This window comes from Ruegeria sp. CDSC051 (genome assembly GCF_059610665.1).
Genome location: NZ_JBXWOC010000012.1, coordinates 51,721 through 66,929, shown reverse-complemented (window position 1 = coordinate 66,929; position 15,209 = coordinate 51,721). Strand labels below are relative to the sequence as shown.

17 protein-coding genes and 1 riboswitch are annotated in these 15,209 nt (G+C 56.6%); of the genes, 6 read left to right on the top strand and 11 right to left on the bottom strand.

From position 1 onward, the window contains the following. Positions 1-63: 63 nt before the first annotated feature. From trmB to miaB, 8 genes are all read right to left on the bottom strand, one after another. The gene (trmB, locus tag AC2FH0_RS19995) at positions 64-774 is read right to left on the bottom strand and encodes a tRNA (guanine(46)-N(7))-methyltransferase TrmB (protein ID WP_496678946.1); all 711 of its coding nucleotides are present in this window, start codon (positions 772-774) and stop codon (positions 64-66) included. Between the two features lie 129 nt (positions 775-903). Continuing rightward, positions 904-2,085, bottom strand: coding sequence for a methionine adenosyltransferase (gene metK / locus AC2FH0_RS19990; protein WP_496707665.1), 1,182 nt, complete (start codon positions 2,083-2,085; stop codon positions 904-906). Positions 2,086-2,090: 5 nt separating this feature from the next. Then, positions 2,091-2,139: riboswitch (SAM-SAH riboswitch) on the bottom strand. Positions 2,140-2,181: 42 nt separating this feature from the next. Continuing rightward, positions 2,182-3,678 (bottom strand): apolipoprotein N-acyltransferase, encoded by a 1,497-nt coding sequence (lnt, locus tag AC2FH0_RS19985; protein ID WP_496790180.1) that lies wholly within the window; start codon positions 3,676-3,678, stop codon positions 2,182-2,184. Next, positions 3,675-4,562, bottom strand: a complete 888-nt coding sequence (locus AC2FH0_RS19980) for a hemolysin family protein (RefSeq protein ID WP_142639432.1) — start codon at positions 4,560-4,562, stop codon at positions 3,675-3,677. The genes lnt and AC2FH0_RS19980 overlap by 4 nt, the downstream gene beginning before the upstream one ends. A 35-nt stretch (positions 4,563-4,597) precedes the next feature. Next, positions 4,598-5,092, bottom strand: coding sequence for an rRNA maturation RNase YbeY (gene ybeY, locus AC2FH0_RS19975; RefSeq protein ID WP_496709929.1), 495 nt, complete (start codon positions 5,090-5,092; stop codon positions 4,598-4,600). Between the two features lie 39 nt (positions 5,093-5,131). Continuing rightward, positions 5,132-6,154, bottom strand: a complete 1,023-nt coding sequence (locus tag AC2FH0_RS19970; protein WP_142639428.1) for a PhoH family protein — start codon at positions 6,152-6,154, stop codon at positions 5,132-5,134. 142 nt (positions 6,155-6,296) lie between these two features. After that, complete coding sequence (locus AC2FH0_RS19965; RefSeq protein ID WP_496692945.1) at positions 6,297-7,061, bottom strand: outer membrane protein; 765 nt, start codon at positions 7,059-7,061, stop codon at positions 6,297-6,299. Positions 7,062-7,243: 182 nt separating this feature from the next. After that, a complete protein-coding gene (miaB, locus tag AC2FH0_RS19960) occupies positions 7,244-8,563 on the bottom strand; it encodes a tRNA (N6-isopentenyl adenosine(37)-C2)-methylthiotransferase MiaB (RefSeq protein ID WP_496692944.1) in 1,320 nt (439 codons plus the stop codon). Between the two features lie 121 nt (positions 8,564-8,684). Here miaB and AC2FH0_RS19955 point away from each other — a divergent pair, with 121 nt between their 5' ends. Beyond that, positions 8,685-9,548, top strand: coding sequence for a glycosyltransferase family protein (locus AC2FH0_RS19955; RefSeq protein WP_496704114.1), 864 nt, complete (start codon positions 8,685-8,687; stop codon positions 9,546-9,548). Positions 9,549-9,553: 5 nt separating this feature from the next. On the opposite strand, the gene AC2FH0_RS19950 is transcribed toward AC2FH0_RS19955, so the two are convergent. After that, on the bottom strand, positions 9,554-10,351 hold the full coding sequence (locus AC2FH0_RS19950) for a phytanoyl-CoA dioxygenase family protein (protein ID WP_271951572.1): 798 nt from the start codon (positions 10,349-10,351) through the stop codon (positions 9,554-9,556). A gap of 86 nt (positions 10,352-10,437) precedes the next feature. Between AC2FH0_RS19950 and AC2FH0_RS19945 the strand changes: the two genes are divergently transcribed. Then, positions 10,438-11,328, top strand: coding sequence for a LysR family transcriptional regulator (locus AC2FH0_RS19945; RefSeq protein WP_271951570.1), 891 nt, complete (start codon positions 10,438-10,440; stop codon positions 11,326-11,328). Positions 11,329-11,330: 2 nt separating this feature from the next. Here AC2FH0_RS19945 and irrA read toward each other — a convergent pair whose 3' ends face one another. Continuing rightward, complete coding sequence (gene irrA / locus AC2FH0_RS19940) at positions 11,331-11,747, bottom strand: iron response transcriptional regulator IrrA (protein WP_142639421.1); 417 nt, start codon at positions 11,745-11,747, stop codon at positions 11,331-11,333. Positions 11,748-11,934: 187 nt separating this feature from the next. On the opposite strand from irrA, the gene fabA reads away from it, so the two are divergent. The 4 genes from fabA to AC2FH0_RS19920 are packed head-to-tail and all read left to right on the top strand — an operon-like array spanning position 11,935 to position 14,747. Further along, positions 11,935-12,444, top strand: a complete 510-nt coding sequence (gene fabA, locus AC2FH0_RS19935) for a bifunctional 3-hydroxydecanoyl-ACP dehydratase/trans-2-decenoyl-ACP isomerase (protein ID WP_142639419.1) — start codon at positions 11,935-11,937, stop codon at positions 12,442-12,444. Between the two features lie 31 nt (positions 12,445-12,475). Then, positions 12,476-13,705 (top strand): beta-ketoacyl-ACP synthase I, encoded by a 1,230-nt coding sequence (fabB, locus tag AC2FH0_RS19930; RefSeq protein ID WP_496703544.1) that lies wholly within the window; start codon positions 12,476-12,478, stop codon positions 13,703-13,705. A gap of 5 nt (positions 13,706-13,710) precedes the next feature. After that, positions 13,711-14,502, top strand: coding sequence for an enoyl-ACP reductase FabI (locus tag AC2FH0_RS19925; protein WP_142639415.1), 792 nt, complete (start codon positions 13,711-13,713; stop codon positions 14,500-14,502). Positions 14,503-14,561: 59 nt separating this feature from the next. Then, complete coding sequence (locus AC2FH0_RS19920; RefSeq protein ID WP_142639413.1) at positions 14,562-14,747, top strand: hypothetical protein; 186 nt, start codon at positions 14,562-14,564, stop codon at positions 14,745-14,747. A gap of 15 nt (positions 14,748-14,762) precedes the next feature. Here AC2FH0_RS19920 and AC2FH0_RS19915 read toward each other — a convergent pair whose 3' ends face one another. Continuing rightward, positions 14,763-15,191: an FKBP-type peptidyl-prolyl cis-trans isomerase gene (locus AC2FH0_RS19915; protein ID WP_142639411.1), complete on the bottom strand. Its 429-nt coding sequence runs from the start codon at positions 15,189-15,191 to the stop codon at positions 14,763-14,765. Positions 15,192-15,209: the final 18 nt, after the last annotated feature.

Below are 15,209 nucleotides of genomic sequence, written 5' to 3'. Positions count from 1 at the left end.
TCCTGTTTTCGCTATCAGTTCCCAAGCCGATTAGCGAATTGGGGCCGCTTGGTCCAGCCGCAATCAGTCGTTGCGGCGGAAGGTCAGGTAATGCGGTGTCCGCCCTTCGCGCAGGGCCTTCTGCTCATAGCGCGTGGAAATCCAGTCTTCCCAGGGCTCGCGCCAATCGGTGGGGCGTTCCGCCAACCATTCGAAACCAGCGCCCGGCACCTCTTCCAACGTTTGGCGGACATAGTCGGGAATATCTGTTGCAACGCGAAAGATCGCGCCCGGTTTCAACGACCGCGCCAACGGCTCCAGATGCTCTGGGGTCACGAACCGACGGCGGTGATGCCGGGTTTTGGGCCAGGGATCGGGGTACAGAAGAAAGGCGCGTGATATGCTGGCTTCGGGCAAGACATCAAAAAGATCGCGCGCATCGCCGGGATGCACCGCCAGATTCTCGACCCCAGCCTTGCGAATCTTGCCCAACAACATGGCAACACCGTTGATATAGGGTTCAGCCCCAATGATACCGATATCGGGATTGCTGGCCGCCTGATGCACCAGATGCTCGCCGCCGCCAAAGCCGATCTCAAGCCAGACATCCTTGCCACCGAACAGTTCCTTCAGATCCAGCGGATTGCGTTCAGGATTGCTCTCCCAGTCCACAGCACCCGGAGACAGCGCATCGAGGTCTTCGCTCAGATACGTCTTTTGGCTTTGCTTCAGGGTCTTGCCTTTGAACCGGCCATAAAAGTTTCTGCGGGGGCGTTGGGGGGTCTGGGTGCTCATGGCGGTGCCCATACTGCGGGGACGGCTCAGAGGCAAGGGGCGGCGGCAGAGCAGAATAGCCGCCGCCTCTCATACAATTCCCAAGAAATAGGCGCGCCCGCAAGGGCGCACCTATTGATAACAGTCAGATCAAACCGCCGCTTTCAACGCGTCTGCTAGATCTGTGCGCTCCCAGCTGAAACCTCCATCCGCTTCCGGCTGGCGGCCAAAATGGCCATAGGCTGCTGTGCGCTGATAGATCGGCTTGTTCAGCTCCAGATGCTGACGGATGCCGCGTGGGGTCAGGTCCATCACCTGGCCGACGGCTTTTTCAATCCGATCATCCGCGATCTGCCCCGTGCCATGCGTGTCCGCATAGATCGACAGAGGCCGGGAAACGCCAATGGCATAGCTCAGCTGGATCGTGCAACGCTCGGCCATTCCCGCGGCTACGACATTCTTGGCCAGATAGCGCGCGGCATAAGCCGCCGAACGGTCCACCTTGGTCGGGTCTTTACCCGAAAACGCTCCGCCACCATGAGGCGCTGCACCACCATAAGTGTCCACGATGATCTTACGACCGGTCAGACCCGCATCTCCGTCCGGACCGCCAATGACGAACTTGCCGGTTGGGTTGACGTGCCAATCGGTCTGATCGGTCAGCCAACCCTCGGGCAGAGTTTCGGTGATATACGGCTCAACAATGGCACGAATATCGGCCGAGCTCAGCGTCTCATCCAGATGCTGGGTCGACAGAACGATCGAGCTGACGCCAACCGGCTTGCCATCCTGGTAGATCACTGACAGCTGCGATTTCGCATCCGGGCCCAGCGCAGGCTCGGTCCCGTTCTTGCGCGCCTCGGCCAGACGGCGAAGGATTGCATGGGAATACTGGATCGGCGCAGGCATAAGCGCGGGTGTCTCGGTGGTGGCATAGCCGAACATGATGCCCTGATCACCAGCACCTTCGTCCTTGTCACCCGACGCATCTACGCCCTGCGCAATATGTGCAGATTGCTCATGCAGCAGGTTCGTAACTTCTACCGTCTCGTGGTGGAACTTATCCTGCTCATAGCCGATATCCTTGATACAGGCGCGGGCGATCTCGTCGATGCGGCCCATATAGTCATGCAGCTTGTCCTGATCAGACAGCCCCACTTCGCCGCCGATCACGACGCGATCCGTTGTCGCAAAGGTCTCGCACGCAACGCGTGCCTCGGGTTCTTCGTTCAGAAATGCGTCAAGTACAGCATCGGAAATACGGTCACAAACCTTATCCGGATGCCCTTCGGAAACGGATTCCGAAGTAAAGGTATAGTTCTGTCGGGACATACAAGTGCTCCATTAAGATTACCCCGTCACGCCAGGAAGCCGTTGTGATGGGCACAAGAGGGGATAAGCCCCCCGAAACTGAGGGTCAATGCGAAATCATAGGTTTCGCCGCCGCAGCCCATACCATAACAGGCTAAACAGCACCAATAACACGGCAAAGACAGGATTATCCCCCATTCGGGAATAAGCCGTCGGAGAATGAGGCGCCGGAAGTCCGGCATCAATATAGCCCGCCTCCCCAAGCGGCAGGGCCTCGGTGATCCGGCCCAGCGGGTCAATCATGGCGGAGACGCCGGTATTGGCCGAACGCATCATGGGCAGCCCCTGCTCGATGGCGCGCATCTGTGCCTGAGCCAGGTGCTGATACGGTCCCGAGCGCGTTCCGAACCACGCATCATTGGTGATTTGCAGAAGGAAATCAGCGCGCCCCGGCGCGGATAGGACATCCTGGGTAAACACAGCTTCGTAGCAGATCAACGGCAGCGCTTTACCCAATGGGCCTGCATCCAGCAGCGCCGCCCCCGACCCGGCGCTGAACCCATGTCCGGTGGTTGCAGCCATGCCATAGATCCCGAACCGCGCCATCACGTCGCCAAACGGAACATATTCGCCAAAAGGCGCCAGATGATGTTTGTCGTACAGCCCCTGCTGAGCCCCATCCACATCAAGGTAGATCATCGAGTTGTAGATACGCGGCCCGTCGCCTCGTTGAATTCCCAGAACAACCGGCGTGCCTTGCGCCGCCTCGGCGATGGCATCCAGATACGGCTGCGCGCTGCCCAGCCAGGCGGGAACCGAGGTTTCAGGCCAAACGATCAGGTCAGGCTGTGGTTCGGCGGCAGTAAACTCGATCTGACGTGCGAAGAACAGAGGTGCAAACTCTGGATCCCATTTCTGATGTTGCAACGCATTGGGCTGAACCAAGCGAACGATATGTCCCGTTTCGACCACAGCGGGCCGCGTCCCTGCAAAGCCCAAAGCCAATGCGACCGATGCCACACTGATGACCAAGGGCACGAATACTCTGGAACGCAGCGCCAAAGCCGCCCCTAGTGGCAGAGTCGCCACCAAGGTCAGCGCCCCAAGCCCGTAAGGCCCAAAAAGTGACAGTAGCTGCGCAATAGGGGTCTCGACCCAGACCTGCGCCAGCCCGGCCCAGGGGAACCCGGTCAGAACATAACCCCGGGCACATTCCGCCAACGAGATTGCCAAGGCGAGAAACAACGCCTGTGAAACCCCGCGCGCGCCGGGCCTGCGAGCAACCCAGAATGCCAGCGCCCAGAACAGCGCCAAACCACCAGCCATGAAGACCAAAGCAAACGGAGCCATCCAAGCGTGACGATCGGCGTCCACCAGAAACGGCTCGACAATCCAGCTGAGTGCATGGGCGAAATACCCGGTCCCAAACGCCCAACCGATCCACGCCGCACGCGCACGTGTCTCGGTGCTCTGAAATATCGGTGCGACCAACACCAACGCCAATACAGTAGCCACCCAATACCCAAAGGGAGCCAGTCCAAATGCAGCCAGCCCTCCCAACAAACCAGAAAGGACAAATCTAAGCCAAATGGGCCAAGCCCGTATCAGGTTCATGCAACGATATCCGGCAGCATGACACGCAGCCGTTTGATGCGCCGCGGATCCGCATCAATCACCTCAAATTCAGGCCCTTCCGGATGCAGAACAACCTCTCCTCGTGCCGGAACCCGCCCGGACAACATGAAGACCAACCCGCCAAGCGTGTCGATCTCTTCTTCATCGACATCCTCGTGGCTGGTCAGGGATCGCCCGATCTCGGCTTCGAAGTCTTCAAGGGGTATCCGCGCCTGCACCACATAACATCCAGGTTTTTCCTGAACCCAAAGTTGGCTTTCATCCGCGTCATGTTCATCCGCGATCTCACCAACAACCTGTTCGATCAGGTCTTCGATCGTCAGCAACCCGTCGACACCACCATATTCGTCGATCACCAATGCCATGTGGCGGCGCTCGGTTTGCATTTTGGTCATCAGCACACCGATCGGCATCGAAGGCGGCACGAACAGCAATGTCCGCAACATCGACACCAGATCAAACTCAGTCGAGCCGCCGTTGAACCCGTGCGTCAACGCGAAATCTTTCAGGTGGATAAAGCCCAAAGGCGTATCCAGCGTTCCTTCATATACAGGTATCCTGGACAGACCGCTTTCCCGGAAAACCTGGGCCAGCTCATCTTTGGATATCGTCGACGGTACTGACACGATCTCGACCGTGGGAATCGCCACATCCTCGACCCGCATCCGGCGCAGGTTAATCATGCCGCGAGGTTGAGCCGGATCGACCTCTTGCCCATTGACCTCAGAAGCCGAGTCTTCACTCTGCGTTGAGAACGCATCCACTATTCGAGAGAAAAGTCCTGGTCTCTCAGTGACATTTTCGTTGCCGTCCTTCGGTTGCGCGCCCTGCGCCGCCATAGAACTGCCGTCTGTTTCGCCCATTTTCCCATTCCAAATGATAAGCCGAAAGGCCCGCTTTAAGCATTATATGGGTCATCAATACCCAGTTTGCCAAGTATCTCCACCTCAACACCCTCCATCAGCGTGGCGTCGAGATCACGAATGTGATCATAACCCAGCAAATGCAACACGCCGTGAACGATCAGATGTGTGACATGATCATCCATGTTTTTCCCTGCCTCTGCCGCCTCGCGAGCACAAGTATCATAAGAAATCGCAATATCGCCCAGAGCAATTTCCCCTGAGAAATCGGGTTCAGGGAGTATCGGAGTCTGCCCGGCGGAGTCCGCAGCCAAATCTTCGGCTGGCCAGCTAAGCACATTGGTGGGTGACGCCTTTTCGCGGAATTCCGTGTTCAACTGGGCGATCCGTGCATCGTCGCATCCCAGCAGGCTAACCTCACACAGGTCCGCATCAAGATCGCAATGATCCAAAACCGCCCTTGTGGCGCGCTCTGCCAAAAATTCGAGCCCGTCCCAGCGCGGGTCTTCAACCGATAGTTCCAGGTTCATGCCACCATGTCCAAAATCCCGATACCGGGACCCAGAAGATCAACCCGTTTCACGGCCCGTATCGGCCTCATACGCTTCGATGATCGCGGCGACAAGTGGGTGCCGGACAACATCCTTGGAGGTGAAATAGTTGAAGCTGATATTTGGTATCGTGCTCAACAGCCGTTCTGCATCCGCCAATCCCGACTGAACCCCGCGCGGCAGGTCAACCTGTGACCGGTCGCCTGTTATGACCATGCGGCTGCCTTCGCCCAAACGGGTCAGGAACATTTTCATCTGCATGGTCGTGGCGTTCTGCGCCTCATCCAGCACAACGAAGGCGTTCGCGAGCGTACGGCCACGCATGAACGCCAGAGGTGCAATCTCGATGCGCTTTTCCTCGATCAGCTTGGCCAGTTGTTTCCCGGGCAAAAAATCATTCAGCGCATCATAGAGCGGCTGCATATAGGGATCGACCTTGTCCTTCATGTCGCCAGGTAGATATCCCAGCTTTTCGCCCGCTTCGACGGCGGGACGACTGAGGATGATGCGGTCGACATGCCCGCCGATAAACATCGATACGCCAACGGCCACGGCCAGATAGGTCTTACCTGTGCCCGCCGGACCTATGCCAAAGGCCAGCTCATTGTTGAACAAGGACTGAACATAGACCTTCTGGGCGTCAGTACGCGGCTCGACCAGCTTTTTGCGGGTTTTGATCTCAACCGAACCACCCTTGAACATCTCAAGCTGATCGCCATCCCGGCTGCCGGTTCCTGTTTCCGACCCGCCCATGCGAAGTTCGCGGTCTACATCCGCCGCTTCTACGTCACGACCACCTTCCAGGCGGGTATACAGCGCTTGCAGAACTTCGATCGCCTGTTTTTGGGATTCGTCGTCACCCATGACAACCAGTTGGTTGCCACGGCGCACGATCTGCACGGTCAGCTTCTGTTCGATTTCGGTCAGGTTGCGGTCATATTCGCCGCAAAGATCTATCAATAACCGATTGTCTGGAAATTCAACAAACGCTTCCCGCTGGGGCGTTTCATTTTGCGGTGGGTTCAGGGCACCAATGGCCAATCCGCTCTCCTGTCTGGGCGTTTCACCCCAAGCGTAGACAACATTTCTTGGTGGGCGCAAGCCAGAGATTCAAATTTTCCGTACAGAATGGTAAAACCGCCGATCAAGTTGGAGGCACCGCGAACGTTCCATACAGGCAAACCTAGAACTGATAGTTCAGGCCAAACCGCAAACCACGGTAACGGGGCGTCGATTTGGTCGTAAACCCGTTGTCAAATTCGACGGTTTCAGAATCGAACCGGACGTATTCATATTCCCCAGTGATCGACCAGTTCTCATTCAATTTGTGCTCGGCGCCAATGCTGGCCGAGAACCCTTTTCGACTGTCTTTATCCTGAAAGGACTGGGTTGTTGCCCCGGATGTAATCGAACTGGTCGTGGTTATATCGCCATGCACGTAACCAACGGAAATAAAGTATAACACTCTGCCACTTGGGTTTGTCAGACCGTTCCGAAAGCGAATTGAGATGACATCCGAAATCTCTGAACCGCCATTGACGACCGAGGTTCCGATCTGCGTCGACACTTCATCGTCCAGAGATCCGAAATCATAGCCCAACTCGACCCCATAGACGTAGTCACGCCCGCCTTTTGCGGGCAGAAGACCGCGCCAACCGCCCCGAATACCACCGTAACTGCCGGTGAGGTCCAATTCGCCGACAGCAAACGTATCTGTAGGCGTCGTCAGGCCAAAGCGGTCCGAGCCGCTGGTCGAATAGCCGGCTGTCAAGCCCAGATAGAAGGCGCTGACATCGCTGCCATAACGTGCTGACGATATTACCGGCGGTTCAGATAAATCCGGATCCAGATTCCCTGCGGCAGCGGAATTGAATACCAGAAACAACGCGGCCATTGCGGGAAGGGCAACCCTGATATTAGGCCCTGCACTAAATCTCAAAAGTTTCACTCGCGCCCTCCGTCATCCCGATCCGACACCAGGATCAGCACTGATATGCCGTTTCAGGAGGCGTTAGCCTAGGCCCCGAAAAAACCTGACTTTTCTCGGAACATAATTCCAAGTGATAAATCAAGGGTAAATCTTGGAAACAAATACCAGCGATGGTATCCGCATCACAGATAAAGGACGGGTCAGAGCAACTGCCCCGCCAGAGAATTCGCACCTGATCCGGTGATCAAAACGTCCCGCAACGCACCAATCTCCACATCCGCGTCAGAGACGTGAACCGAATGAAGATATTCAGATTTTCCCACCATCTGTCCCGGCAACCGGCCGGTTTTTTCGAACAGAACGCGGACTTTGCGTCCAACCATGGCATCCTGAATTTCGCGCTGATGACGCGTGATCAATCCCTGCAGCCGCTGTAGGCGGTCATCCGCCACCCCAGGATCAACCTGAGACCGCTCGGCTGCGGGCGTTCCCGGGCGCGTCGAATACTTGAACGAATAGGCATAGCCGTATTTGACCTGCTCGACCAAATCCATGGTGGCCTGAAAATCTTCGTCGGTTTCTTCAGGGAACCCAACGATGAAGTCGCCAGACATGACAATATCCGGACGCGCAGCGCGGATACGCTCGATCAGACGCAAATAGCTTTCGGCTGTGTGACTGCGGTTCATTCGCTTCAGAATGCGATCCGAACCCGACTGGACCGGTAAATGAAGATAGGGCATCAGTTTTTCGCAGGTGCCGTGCGCCTCGATCAGGTCGTCAGCCATGTCATTCGGGTGCGACGTGGTAAAACGGATGCGCTCTAGCCCGTCGACCTTGTTCAACTCCCAGATCAGTCCCGCCAGCGTCATGTCGCCGTTCGGTCCAGCACCGTGATAGGCGTTGACGTTCTGACCCAGCAGAGTGATCTCACGCACGCCACGTTCGACCAAATCCTGTGCCTCGCGGATAATACGGTCCACCGGACGGCTGACTTCGGCGCCTCGGGTATAGGGCACGACACAAAAGGCACAGAATTTATCGCAGCCTTCCTGAACGGTCAGAAAAGCGGTGGGGCCACGTTTGGCTTTGGGACGATTCTTGAGCTTTTCGAACTTGTCTTCTTCGGGGAAATCCGTGTCCAGTGCCTTGGCACCATCGCGCGTCTTGGCTTCCATCTCAGGCAGACGGTGATAGCTTTGCGGGCCCACCACCAGATCGACCAGGGGCTGACGGCGCATGATTTCTTCGCCCTCGGCCTGCGCGACGCAGCCCGCGACCCCGATCTTGAGATCGGGTTTTTCGGCTTTCAACCCTTTGAAACGCCCCAGCTCGGAATAGACCTTTTCGGCGGCTTTTTCGCGGATGTGGCAGGTGTTCAGCAGAATCATATCCGCGTCATCCGGGCTCTGGGTTTCGACATAGCCCTGCCCGCCCAGGGTCTCGGCCATACGCTCGCTGTCATAGACGTTCATCTGGCAACCATAGGTCTTGATGTACAGCTTTTTGGGTTCTGACATGGGGTTGGGCCTTTGCGTTCGCGCGATCGGCGTCATCTATACCCAACGAACGCCGCTTGCAATGCCAGCGCGATTACCCGATTTTGGCCGAAAACTCCAGTTGGACGGGGCCGGACAGGCAATGCAGTACGACAGTCTCACTTCTTTCCTTCAATCCGGCAAGGCCGCGTTGGCCAAAGGTCCGGTTGCGATGATCTTCGCCGAAGACGATGTCGAGATCGACGGCACCATCCGGCACCATCTGAACCTTGGCTTCAAATCACTGATCGTGTTCATGCCCGAAGCCTTTACGCTGGATTCTGAACTGACCGAGCGTATCCACAGAGTGACACTGACCTGCGCACCGAGAACCGTCGTCTTTGACACGGTTAATCAGGTCATCCGGGCCGCTCCTGACCATTGGATGTATTACTGCTATAACGCTGAATACCTGTTCTTCCCCTTCTGCGAAACACGCACGATCGGCGAGTTACTGGCCTTTCACACCGAAGAACGCCGGAACGCCATGCTAACCCATGTGATCGACCTGTATGCTGATGACCTGGGCGCGTTTCCAAACGGGGTTGCCCCTGACCAAGCCATGCTGGACAGCACCGGGTATTACGCACATGCCCGACACAACGCCGAAGGACACCCGCTGGAAAGACAGCTGGACATATCCGGCGGTTTGCGCTGGCGGTTCGAAGATCACATCCCCTATGAACGCCGCCGCATCGACAGAATCGGGTTGTTCAAATCGCGAAATGATCTGTTGTTACTGCCCGACCACACGTTCAATGAGCCCGAGTACAACACCTATTCCTGCCCCTGGCACCACAATCTGACGGCGGCGATCTGTTCCTTCCGCGCAGCCAAGGCGCTCAAAAGCAACGCGGGGTCGACCTTCGACATCCCCAGCTTCCGCTGGCGCAACTCAGCTCGGTTCCAGTGGTCATCCCAGCAGCTGCTGGAACTGGGGCTCATCGAATCGGGGCAGTGGTTCTAGGCAGTTCAGCGTCGCAGCAGAACCGGGAACCAATCTTCCCGCAAACGCTGCCCGGGCTGCATGTCGTGGCCCGGAAACGGAGGCGAAGTGCGCCCCGGACGTTCCACATATCGCGCATCCTCCCCAACCAACCGCAAGGAAAAAGCACGGCGGCGGCTGTCAGACTGGTTTCCACGCGCGCCATGCAGCGTACGGTAGTTGAAGGCAACCGCGTCACCGGGTTCCATTTCGAATTCAACCACCCTCATACCTTCGGCATCGGGGTCGGGAATGGGGATGTACTGGCCTTCATCCGCGAAAAACCCTTCTTCCGAGACCCAACGCGTGGGCAGAACCTCTTTCTCCCATCTATGTGAACCTGCCACACAACGAAGGGTGGCCTGTGTCACCGGGTCCAATGGCGACCAGAAACTGATCGTCTGACTGCCCTCGACGAAATAGTATGGCCCATCCTGGTGCCACGGCGTTGCCATCGACGTGCCTGGTTCTTTCACCAGAACATGGTCATGGAACATTTGTACGGTTTGCGACTGCATCAGATCCGCTGCGACCTCGGCTGCCGGTGAATTGTGGATCACGTTCTGGAACTGTTCGATACGCGACCAGTTGCAGTAATCATCAAAGAACAGACCGGTTTCGCCCTGTTTTTGGTTGTCCGACGCATATGGTCCGGGTTCAGCCATATTGGCCGCGATGCCGTCACGCAGCGTATCCACGTAGTCGGCGAACAAACCTTTGATCAGAACCACGCCGTCCTGTTGGTATGTGTCAATCATCTCTTGCGTAACCAGGGGGTGAGCCATCTGTGCCTCCGTTCGAATTTAACCTGAATTTGCTCATGAAATTTTCATCTATTCAAATAATATCTTTGAAATGTATAGTTAACCTTATGTTATACGTTACCCTACGCCAATATGAATATGTCTGCGCCATCGGACGGCATGGCAGCCTGTCTGCTGCAGCGTTGCATCTAAATGTTTCGCAGCCAGCTCTGTCGAATGCGCTAACCCGGGTCGAAGACCAGTTGGGCTATCCGCTGTTTATCCGAAAGCGCGGAGCGGCCATGGCGCTGACACCGCAGGGACGCAGCTTTATTGAAAACGCCGAGGCCCTGCTGACACGTGCCGCACGTTTGGAAAATTCTGGAACAGACGGGACCGCAACCACGCGCCTGCGTCTGGGCTGTTTCGACGACCTCGCGCCTTTCCTGCTGGCAAAAGCTCTGCATAGCCTGCGACAGAACATGCCCGAAGTTGATATCACGTATCGCGTAGACGAGTTTCAGGGCCTGATTTCCGGCCTCGTCAATGGTGAGATCGACCTTGCGCTGACCTATGGTCTGACACTGGATGCGGCCTTTTCCACGACCACCTTGTTCACCAATCGACCAATCGCGGTTATGACAAAAGGCCACCCCTTGGCCAATCGGGCGCAGGTATCATTACAGGATGTCGTGGCCTACCCCCTGATCCTATCGAACGAGGGGCTCTCTGCGCAGCATTTCCTGAGTCTCTTCCGTCAACTTGGGCAGAACCCCAATGTCGCACATCGGGCCGCGTCGCCCGAGATCCAACGCAGCCTCGCGGCGCATGGCGAAGGCGTTGCCATCAGCTATGCCAACATTCCTGCCAAGACCAGCTATGACGGGATGCCGTTGGTCAGCATACCTGTGTCAGATGAAATCGCAGCAGAACCCGTTGTTGTGGCACGGCATGGAACAGGCCCTATGGATCCGCATAGCGAAAAGGCACAGCACATCCTGACCGGACTGATGACGTAAGTTTACTTTTTACGCAGACGGATCACAACGTCGACTGACGCGATCTCAACCCCTTCAGGCGCGTCGGGCAGTCGCTGGATGACCAGCTGTTCGGACGGAGCATCGCTGAGCCGGCCCTCATCTTCCCAATAGAAATGCGGATGATCATGCGTGTTGGTGTCGAAATAGCTTTTCGATCCGTCAACGGTAATTTCTTGCAGAACCCCGGCATCGCAAAAGGCGCGCAACGTGTTGTAAACCGTCGCCAGAGAAACAGCATCTCCGTTCTGTTTGGCCGATTCAAACAGGCTTTCGGCGGTGACGTGGCGATGGCGGCCATCACCGACCAGCAGCTCTGCCAATGCTACGCGCTGACGCGTCGGACGCAATCCGGCGTGAACCAACCAACCTGTGGCTATGCTCTGGCAATCTGCTGTCATCAGTCCAATACCAATTTGTTGCTGTGGTATATATAAGTGCTGTAGTCAGGTAATTTCAAATGAATTTCATTCGCAGAGAATAATGTAAACACAACATGATGTAGGTCACTGCTCTTGCAGGACCTTGCATACGGGTGCTAGACGAGACCAAATTAGATGGAAAGACCCCTGGCAGGAGAGGCGCAGAATGGCCCAATTCCCAAGCAGCTTTGACAAGGACGATCTGCTGAAATGCGCCCGCGGCGAACTATTCGGCCCCGGGAACGCACAGTTGCCCGCCCCGCCGATGTTGATGATGGATCGGATCACCGAGATTTCGGCCGATGGTGGCGCCCATGGCAAAGGTCATATTCTTGCTGAATTCGACATTACGCCCGACCTTTGGTTCTTTGATTGCCATTTCCCCGGCAACCCGATCATGCCCGGCTGCTTGGGCCTGGACGGTTTGTGGCAGCTGACCGGATTCAACCTGGGCTGGCGCGGCTGGCAAGGGCGCGGCATGGCCGTTGGAGTGGGCGAAGTCAAGCTGACAGGTATGGTACGCCCGGACCGCAAGATGCTGACCTATAAAATCGACTTCAAGAAAGCGATCCAGACCCGCCGCCTGACTATGGGTGTCGCAGATGGTATCGTCGAAGCCGACGGTGAGATGATTTACGATGTCAAGGACATGAAAGTAGTTCTGTCCGAAGCCTGAGCCTGACCGGCCCCAAATAAGGAGCACGCACATGCGTCGAGTAGTTGTCACCGGCTTGGGAGTTGTCTCTTCCATCGGGAACAATGCCGAAGAGGTTCTGACCTCACTCAAGGCCGGCAAGTCCGGCATCGTGGCCAATGACCAGATGGTCGAACATGGCTTTCGCAGCCAGATCGCCGGGTCGCTCAAAATCGACGTTAGCGAACATGTGGACAAGCGCACCCTGCGCTTTATGGGTCCCGGAGCGGCCTATGCGCATATCGCGATGAGCCAGGCGATTGCCGATTCCGGTCTGTCCGAAGACCAGGTTGCCAACCCACGTACCGGCCTTGTCGCCGGATCGGGCGGACCGTCGACCAGCGCCATGCTGACCGCACATCAGACCGTTCTGAAAAACGGGGCAACCAAGCGAATCGGTCCGTTTGCAGTTCCTAAATGCATGTGCTCAACCATTTCGGCCAACCTTGCGACCGCCTTCAAGATCAAGGGCATCAATTACTCGATCACTTCGGCCTGTTCGACCTCGTTGCATTGCATCGGCAATGCCGCAGAACAGATCATGATGGGCAAACAAGATGTAATGTTCGCGGGCGGCGGGGAAGAGCTGGACTGGACCTTGTCCTGTCTGTTCGATGCAATGGGTGCCATGTCGTCGAAATACAACGATGCGCCCGAAAAAGCTTCTCGTGCATTCGACCAAGACCGCGACGGGTTCGTGATATCCGGCGGAGGCGGTATTGTCGTGCTGGAAGATCTGGAACACGCATTGGCACGCGGCGCCAAAATCTATGCTGAAGTGACGGGTTTTGCAGCAACCTCCGACGGTCACGACATGGTAGCCCCCTCTGGCGAAGGTGGCGAACGCGCCATGCGTCTGGCGCTGGACACCCTGCCCGAAGGCCGCAAGGTCGACTACATCAATGCCCATGGCACCTCGACCCCGGTCGGAGATGTCGGCGAAGTCGAAGCTGTGCGCCGTATTTTTGGCGAGGGCAGCGTGCCGCCGATTTCCTCGACCAAGTCGATGACAGGTCACGCACAAGGTGCGGCTGGCGCGCTGGAGGCTATTTTCTGCCTTTTGATGCTGGAACATGATTTTATAACGCCGTCGATCAACGTCGACACGCTTGCCGAGGGCATCCAGCCCGGAGAAATTGCAACTCAGCTAGTTGAAAATGCAGGTTTGGACAGCGTCATGACCAACAGCTTCGGCTTTGGTGGGACGAACGGGTCCATGGTTCTTTCAAAGTATAACGGGTGAATGGAATGTCAGATCTAATGAAAGGCAAACGCGGCCTCGTTATGGGCGTGGCGAATGACCGTTCGATTGCATGGGGCATCGCAAAAGCCATGCACGAAGCGGGCGCCGAATTGGCATTCACCTATCAGGGCGAGGCATTCGGAAAGCGGCTGGAACCGCTGGCGCAGAGCCTTGGCAGCGATTTCATGGTCGATGCGGACGTCACCGATGACGAGTCGTTGGATCGCGCTTTTGACGAGCTTGCCCAGCGCTGGCCCACCATAGATTTTGTGGTCCACGCCGTCGCCTATTCCGACAAGTCCGAACTAACCGGACGGTTCCTGGACACCAGCCGGGCGAATTTCAAGAATTCGATGGATATTTCGGCCTATTCGCTGATCGAAGTGGCCCGCCGCGCCTATCCGATGATGAAAGAAAACGGCGGCACGATCCTGACGCTGACTTATCAGGGGTCTAACCGAGTTGTGCCCAACTACAACGTAATGGGTGTGGCCAAAGCTGCGCTAGAATCAGCGACCCGTTATCTGGCCAACGATCTTGGACCTGACGGAATCCGGGTGAACGCAATCTCTCCGGGTCCGATGAAAACTCTGGCCGGTGCGGCCATCGGTGGGGCCCGCAAAACCTTCAAGTTCTGCGACCAGAACGCACCGATGCGCAGCAATGCCACGCTTGAGGCTGTCGGCGGCACCGCGGTTTATCTGGCTTCAGATGCGGGGGCCTGCACCTCGGGCGAAGTTATTCGTGTTGATGGTGGCTTCCACGTTCTGGGAATGCCTCAACCGGACCATATGTGACCATTTCTTTCCCTGTCAGTGCCAAGATTTGACCATCTTTCGCAGGCAGGGATAGTTGCATGAACAAAGCAGAGCAAATCATCGCCAGCAGCAAGCGGGTTTCCCGCCGAAAACCGGGTTTTCTGGGGTTTAGGGGCCGCGTCGCCTTGATGACCCTAACAATGCTGCTGATGCTGTTTGTATTCTTCACTCAGCCGCATGTACGCGAGATCTTTGCATCATGGACCAGCCTGTTTTCAGGCTGATCCAGATCACGAAACTCAATTCACCGAAACCACTTCGATTTCGAAAATCAGGTCCCTTCCGGCCAGAGGATGGTTCGCGTCTAGCGTGACGGTCACCTCATCAGCCTCGACAACAGTTACCGGCAATGCGTGCCCTTCGGGCGTTTGCATCTGCAACTGGGTGCCGGGTTCAAGCGGGATGTCGTCCGGAATACCTTCGCGTGGTATGCTCTGACGCATTTCGGGATTGATCGGCCCATAAGCATCAACGCAGGCGATCTCGACACGTTTTTTGTCCCCGGCCACCAGACCAGGCATTGCACTGTCCAATCCGGGAATAATCTGCCCGGACCCCACCTCGAATTCCAGTGGATCGCGCCCTTGTGAACTGTCAAAGACATTCCCGTCCTGCAACGTACCGGTATAGTGGATGCGAACTGTGTCGCCCTGTTTTATCGCTGTCATTTTGGCCTCCGGCCGATA

What these genes read in the sequence shown, in the direction of transcription:
- AC2FH0_RS19945 (WP_271951570.1), top strand. Translation starts at nt 10,438, where the DNA reads ATGTTATACGTTACCCTACGCCAATATGAATATGTCTGCGCCATCGGA.
- AC2FH0_RS19980 (WP_142639432.1), bottom strand. Translation starts at nt 4,562, where the DNA reads ATGGGCGAAACAGACGGCAGTTCTATGGCGGCGCAGGGCGCGCAACCG.
- AC2FH0_RS19925 (WP_142639415.1), top strand. Translation starts at nt 13,711, where the DNA reads ATGTCAGATCTAATGAAAGGCAAACGCGGCCTCGTTATGGGCGTGGCG.
- AC2FH0_RS19955 (WP_496704114.1), top strand. Translation starts at nt 8,685, where the DNA reads ATGCAGTACGACAGTCTCACTTCTTTCCTTCAATCCGGCAAGGCCGCG.
- AC2FH0_RS19915 (WP_142639411.1), bottom strand. Translation starts at nt 15,191, where the DNA reads ATGACAGCGATAAAACAGGGCGACACAGTTCGCATCCACTATACCGGT.
- miaB (WP_496692944.1), bottom strand. Translation starts at nt 8,563, where the DNA reads ATGTCAGAACCCAAAAAGCTGTACATCAAGACCTATGGTTGCCAGATG.
- lnt (WP_496790180.1), bottom strand. Translation starts at nt 3,678, where the DNA reads ATGAACCTGATACGGGCTTGGCCCATTTGGCTTAGATTTGTCCTTTCT.
- fabA (WP_142639419.1), top strand. Translation starts at nt 11,935, where the DNA reads ATGGCCCAATTCCCAAGCAGCTTTGACAAGGACGATCTGCTGAAATGC.
- metK (WP_496707665.1), bottom strand. Translation starts at nt 2,085, where the DNA reads ATGTCCCGACAGAACTATACCTTTACTTCGGAATCCGTTTCCGAAGGG.
- irrA (WP_142639421.1), bottom strand. Translation starts at nt 11,747, where the DNA reads ATGACAGCAGATTGCCAGAGCATAGCCACAGGTTGGTTGGTTCACGCC.
- fabB (WP_496703544.1), top strand. Translation starts at nt 12,476, where the DNA reads ATGCGTCGAGTAGTTGTCACCGGCTTGGGAGTTGTCTCTTCCATCGGG.
- trmB (WP_496678946.1), bottom strand. Translation starts at nt 774, where the DNA reads ATGAGCACCCAGACCCCCCAACGCCCCCGCAGAAACTTTTATGGCCGG.
- AC2FH0_RS19920 (WP_142639413.1), top strand. Translation starts at nt 14,562, where the DNA reads ATGAACAAAGCAGAGCAAATCATCGCCAGCAGCAAGCGGGTTTCCCGC.
- ybeY (WP_496709929.1), bottom strand. Translation starts at nt 5,092, where the DNA reads ATGAACCTGGAACTATCGGTTGAAGACCCGCGCTGGGACGGGCTCGAA.
- AC2FH0_RS19950 (WP_271951572.1), bottom strand. Translation starts at nt 10,351, where the DNA reads ATGGCTCACCCCCTGGTTACGCAAGAGATGATTGACACATACCAACAG.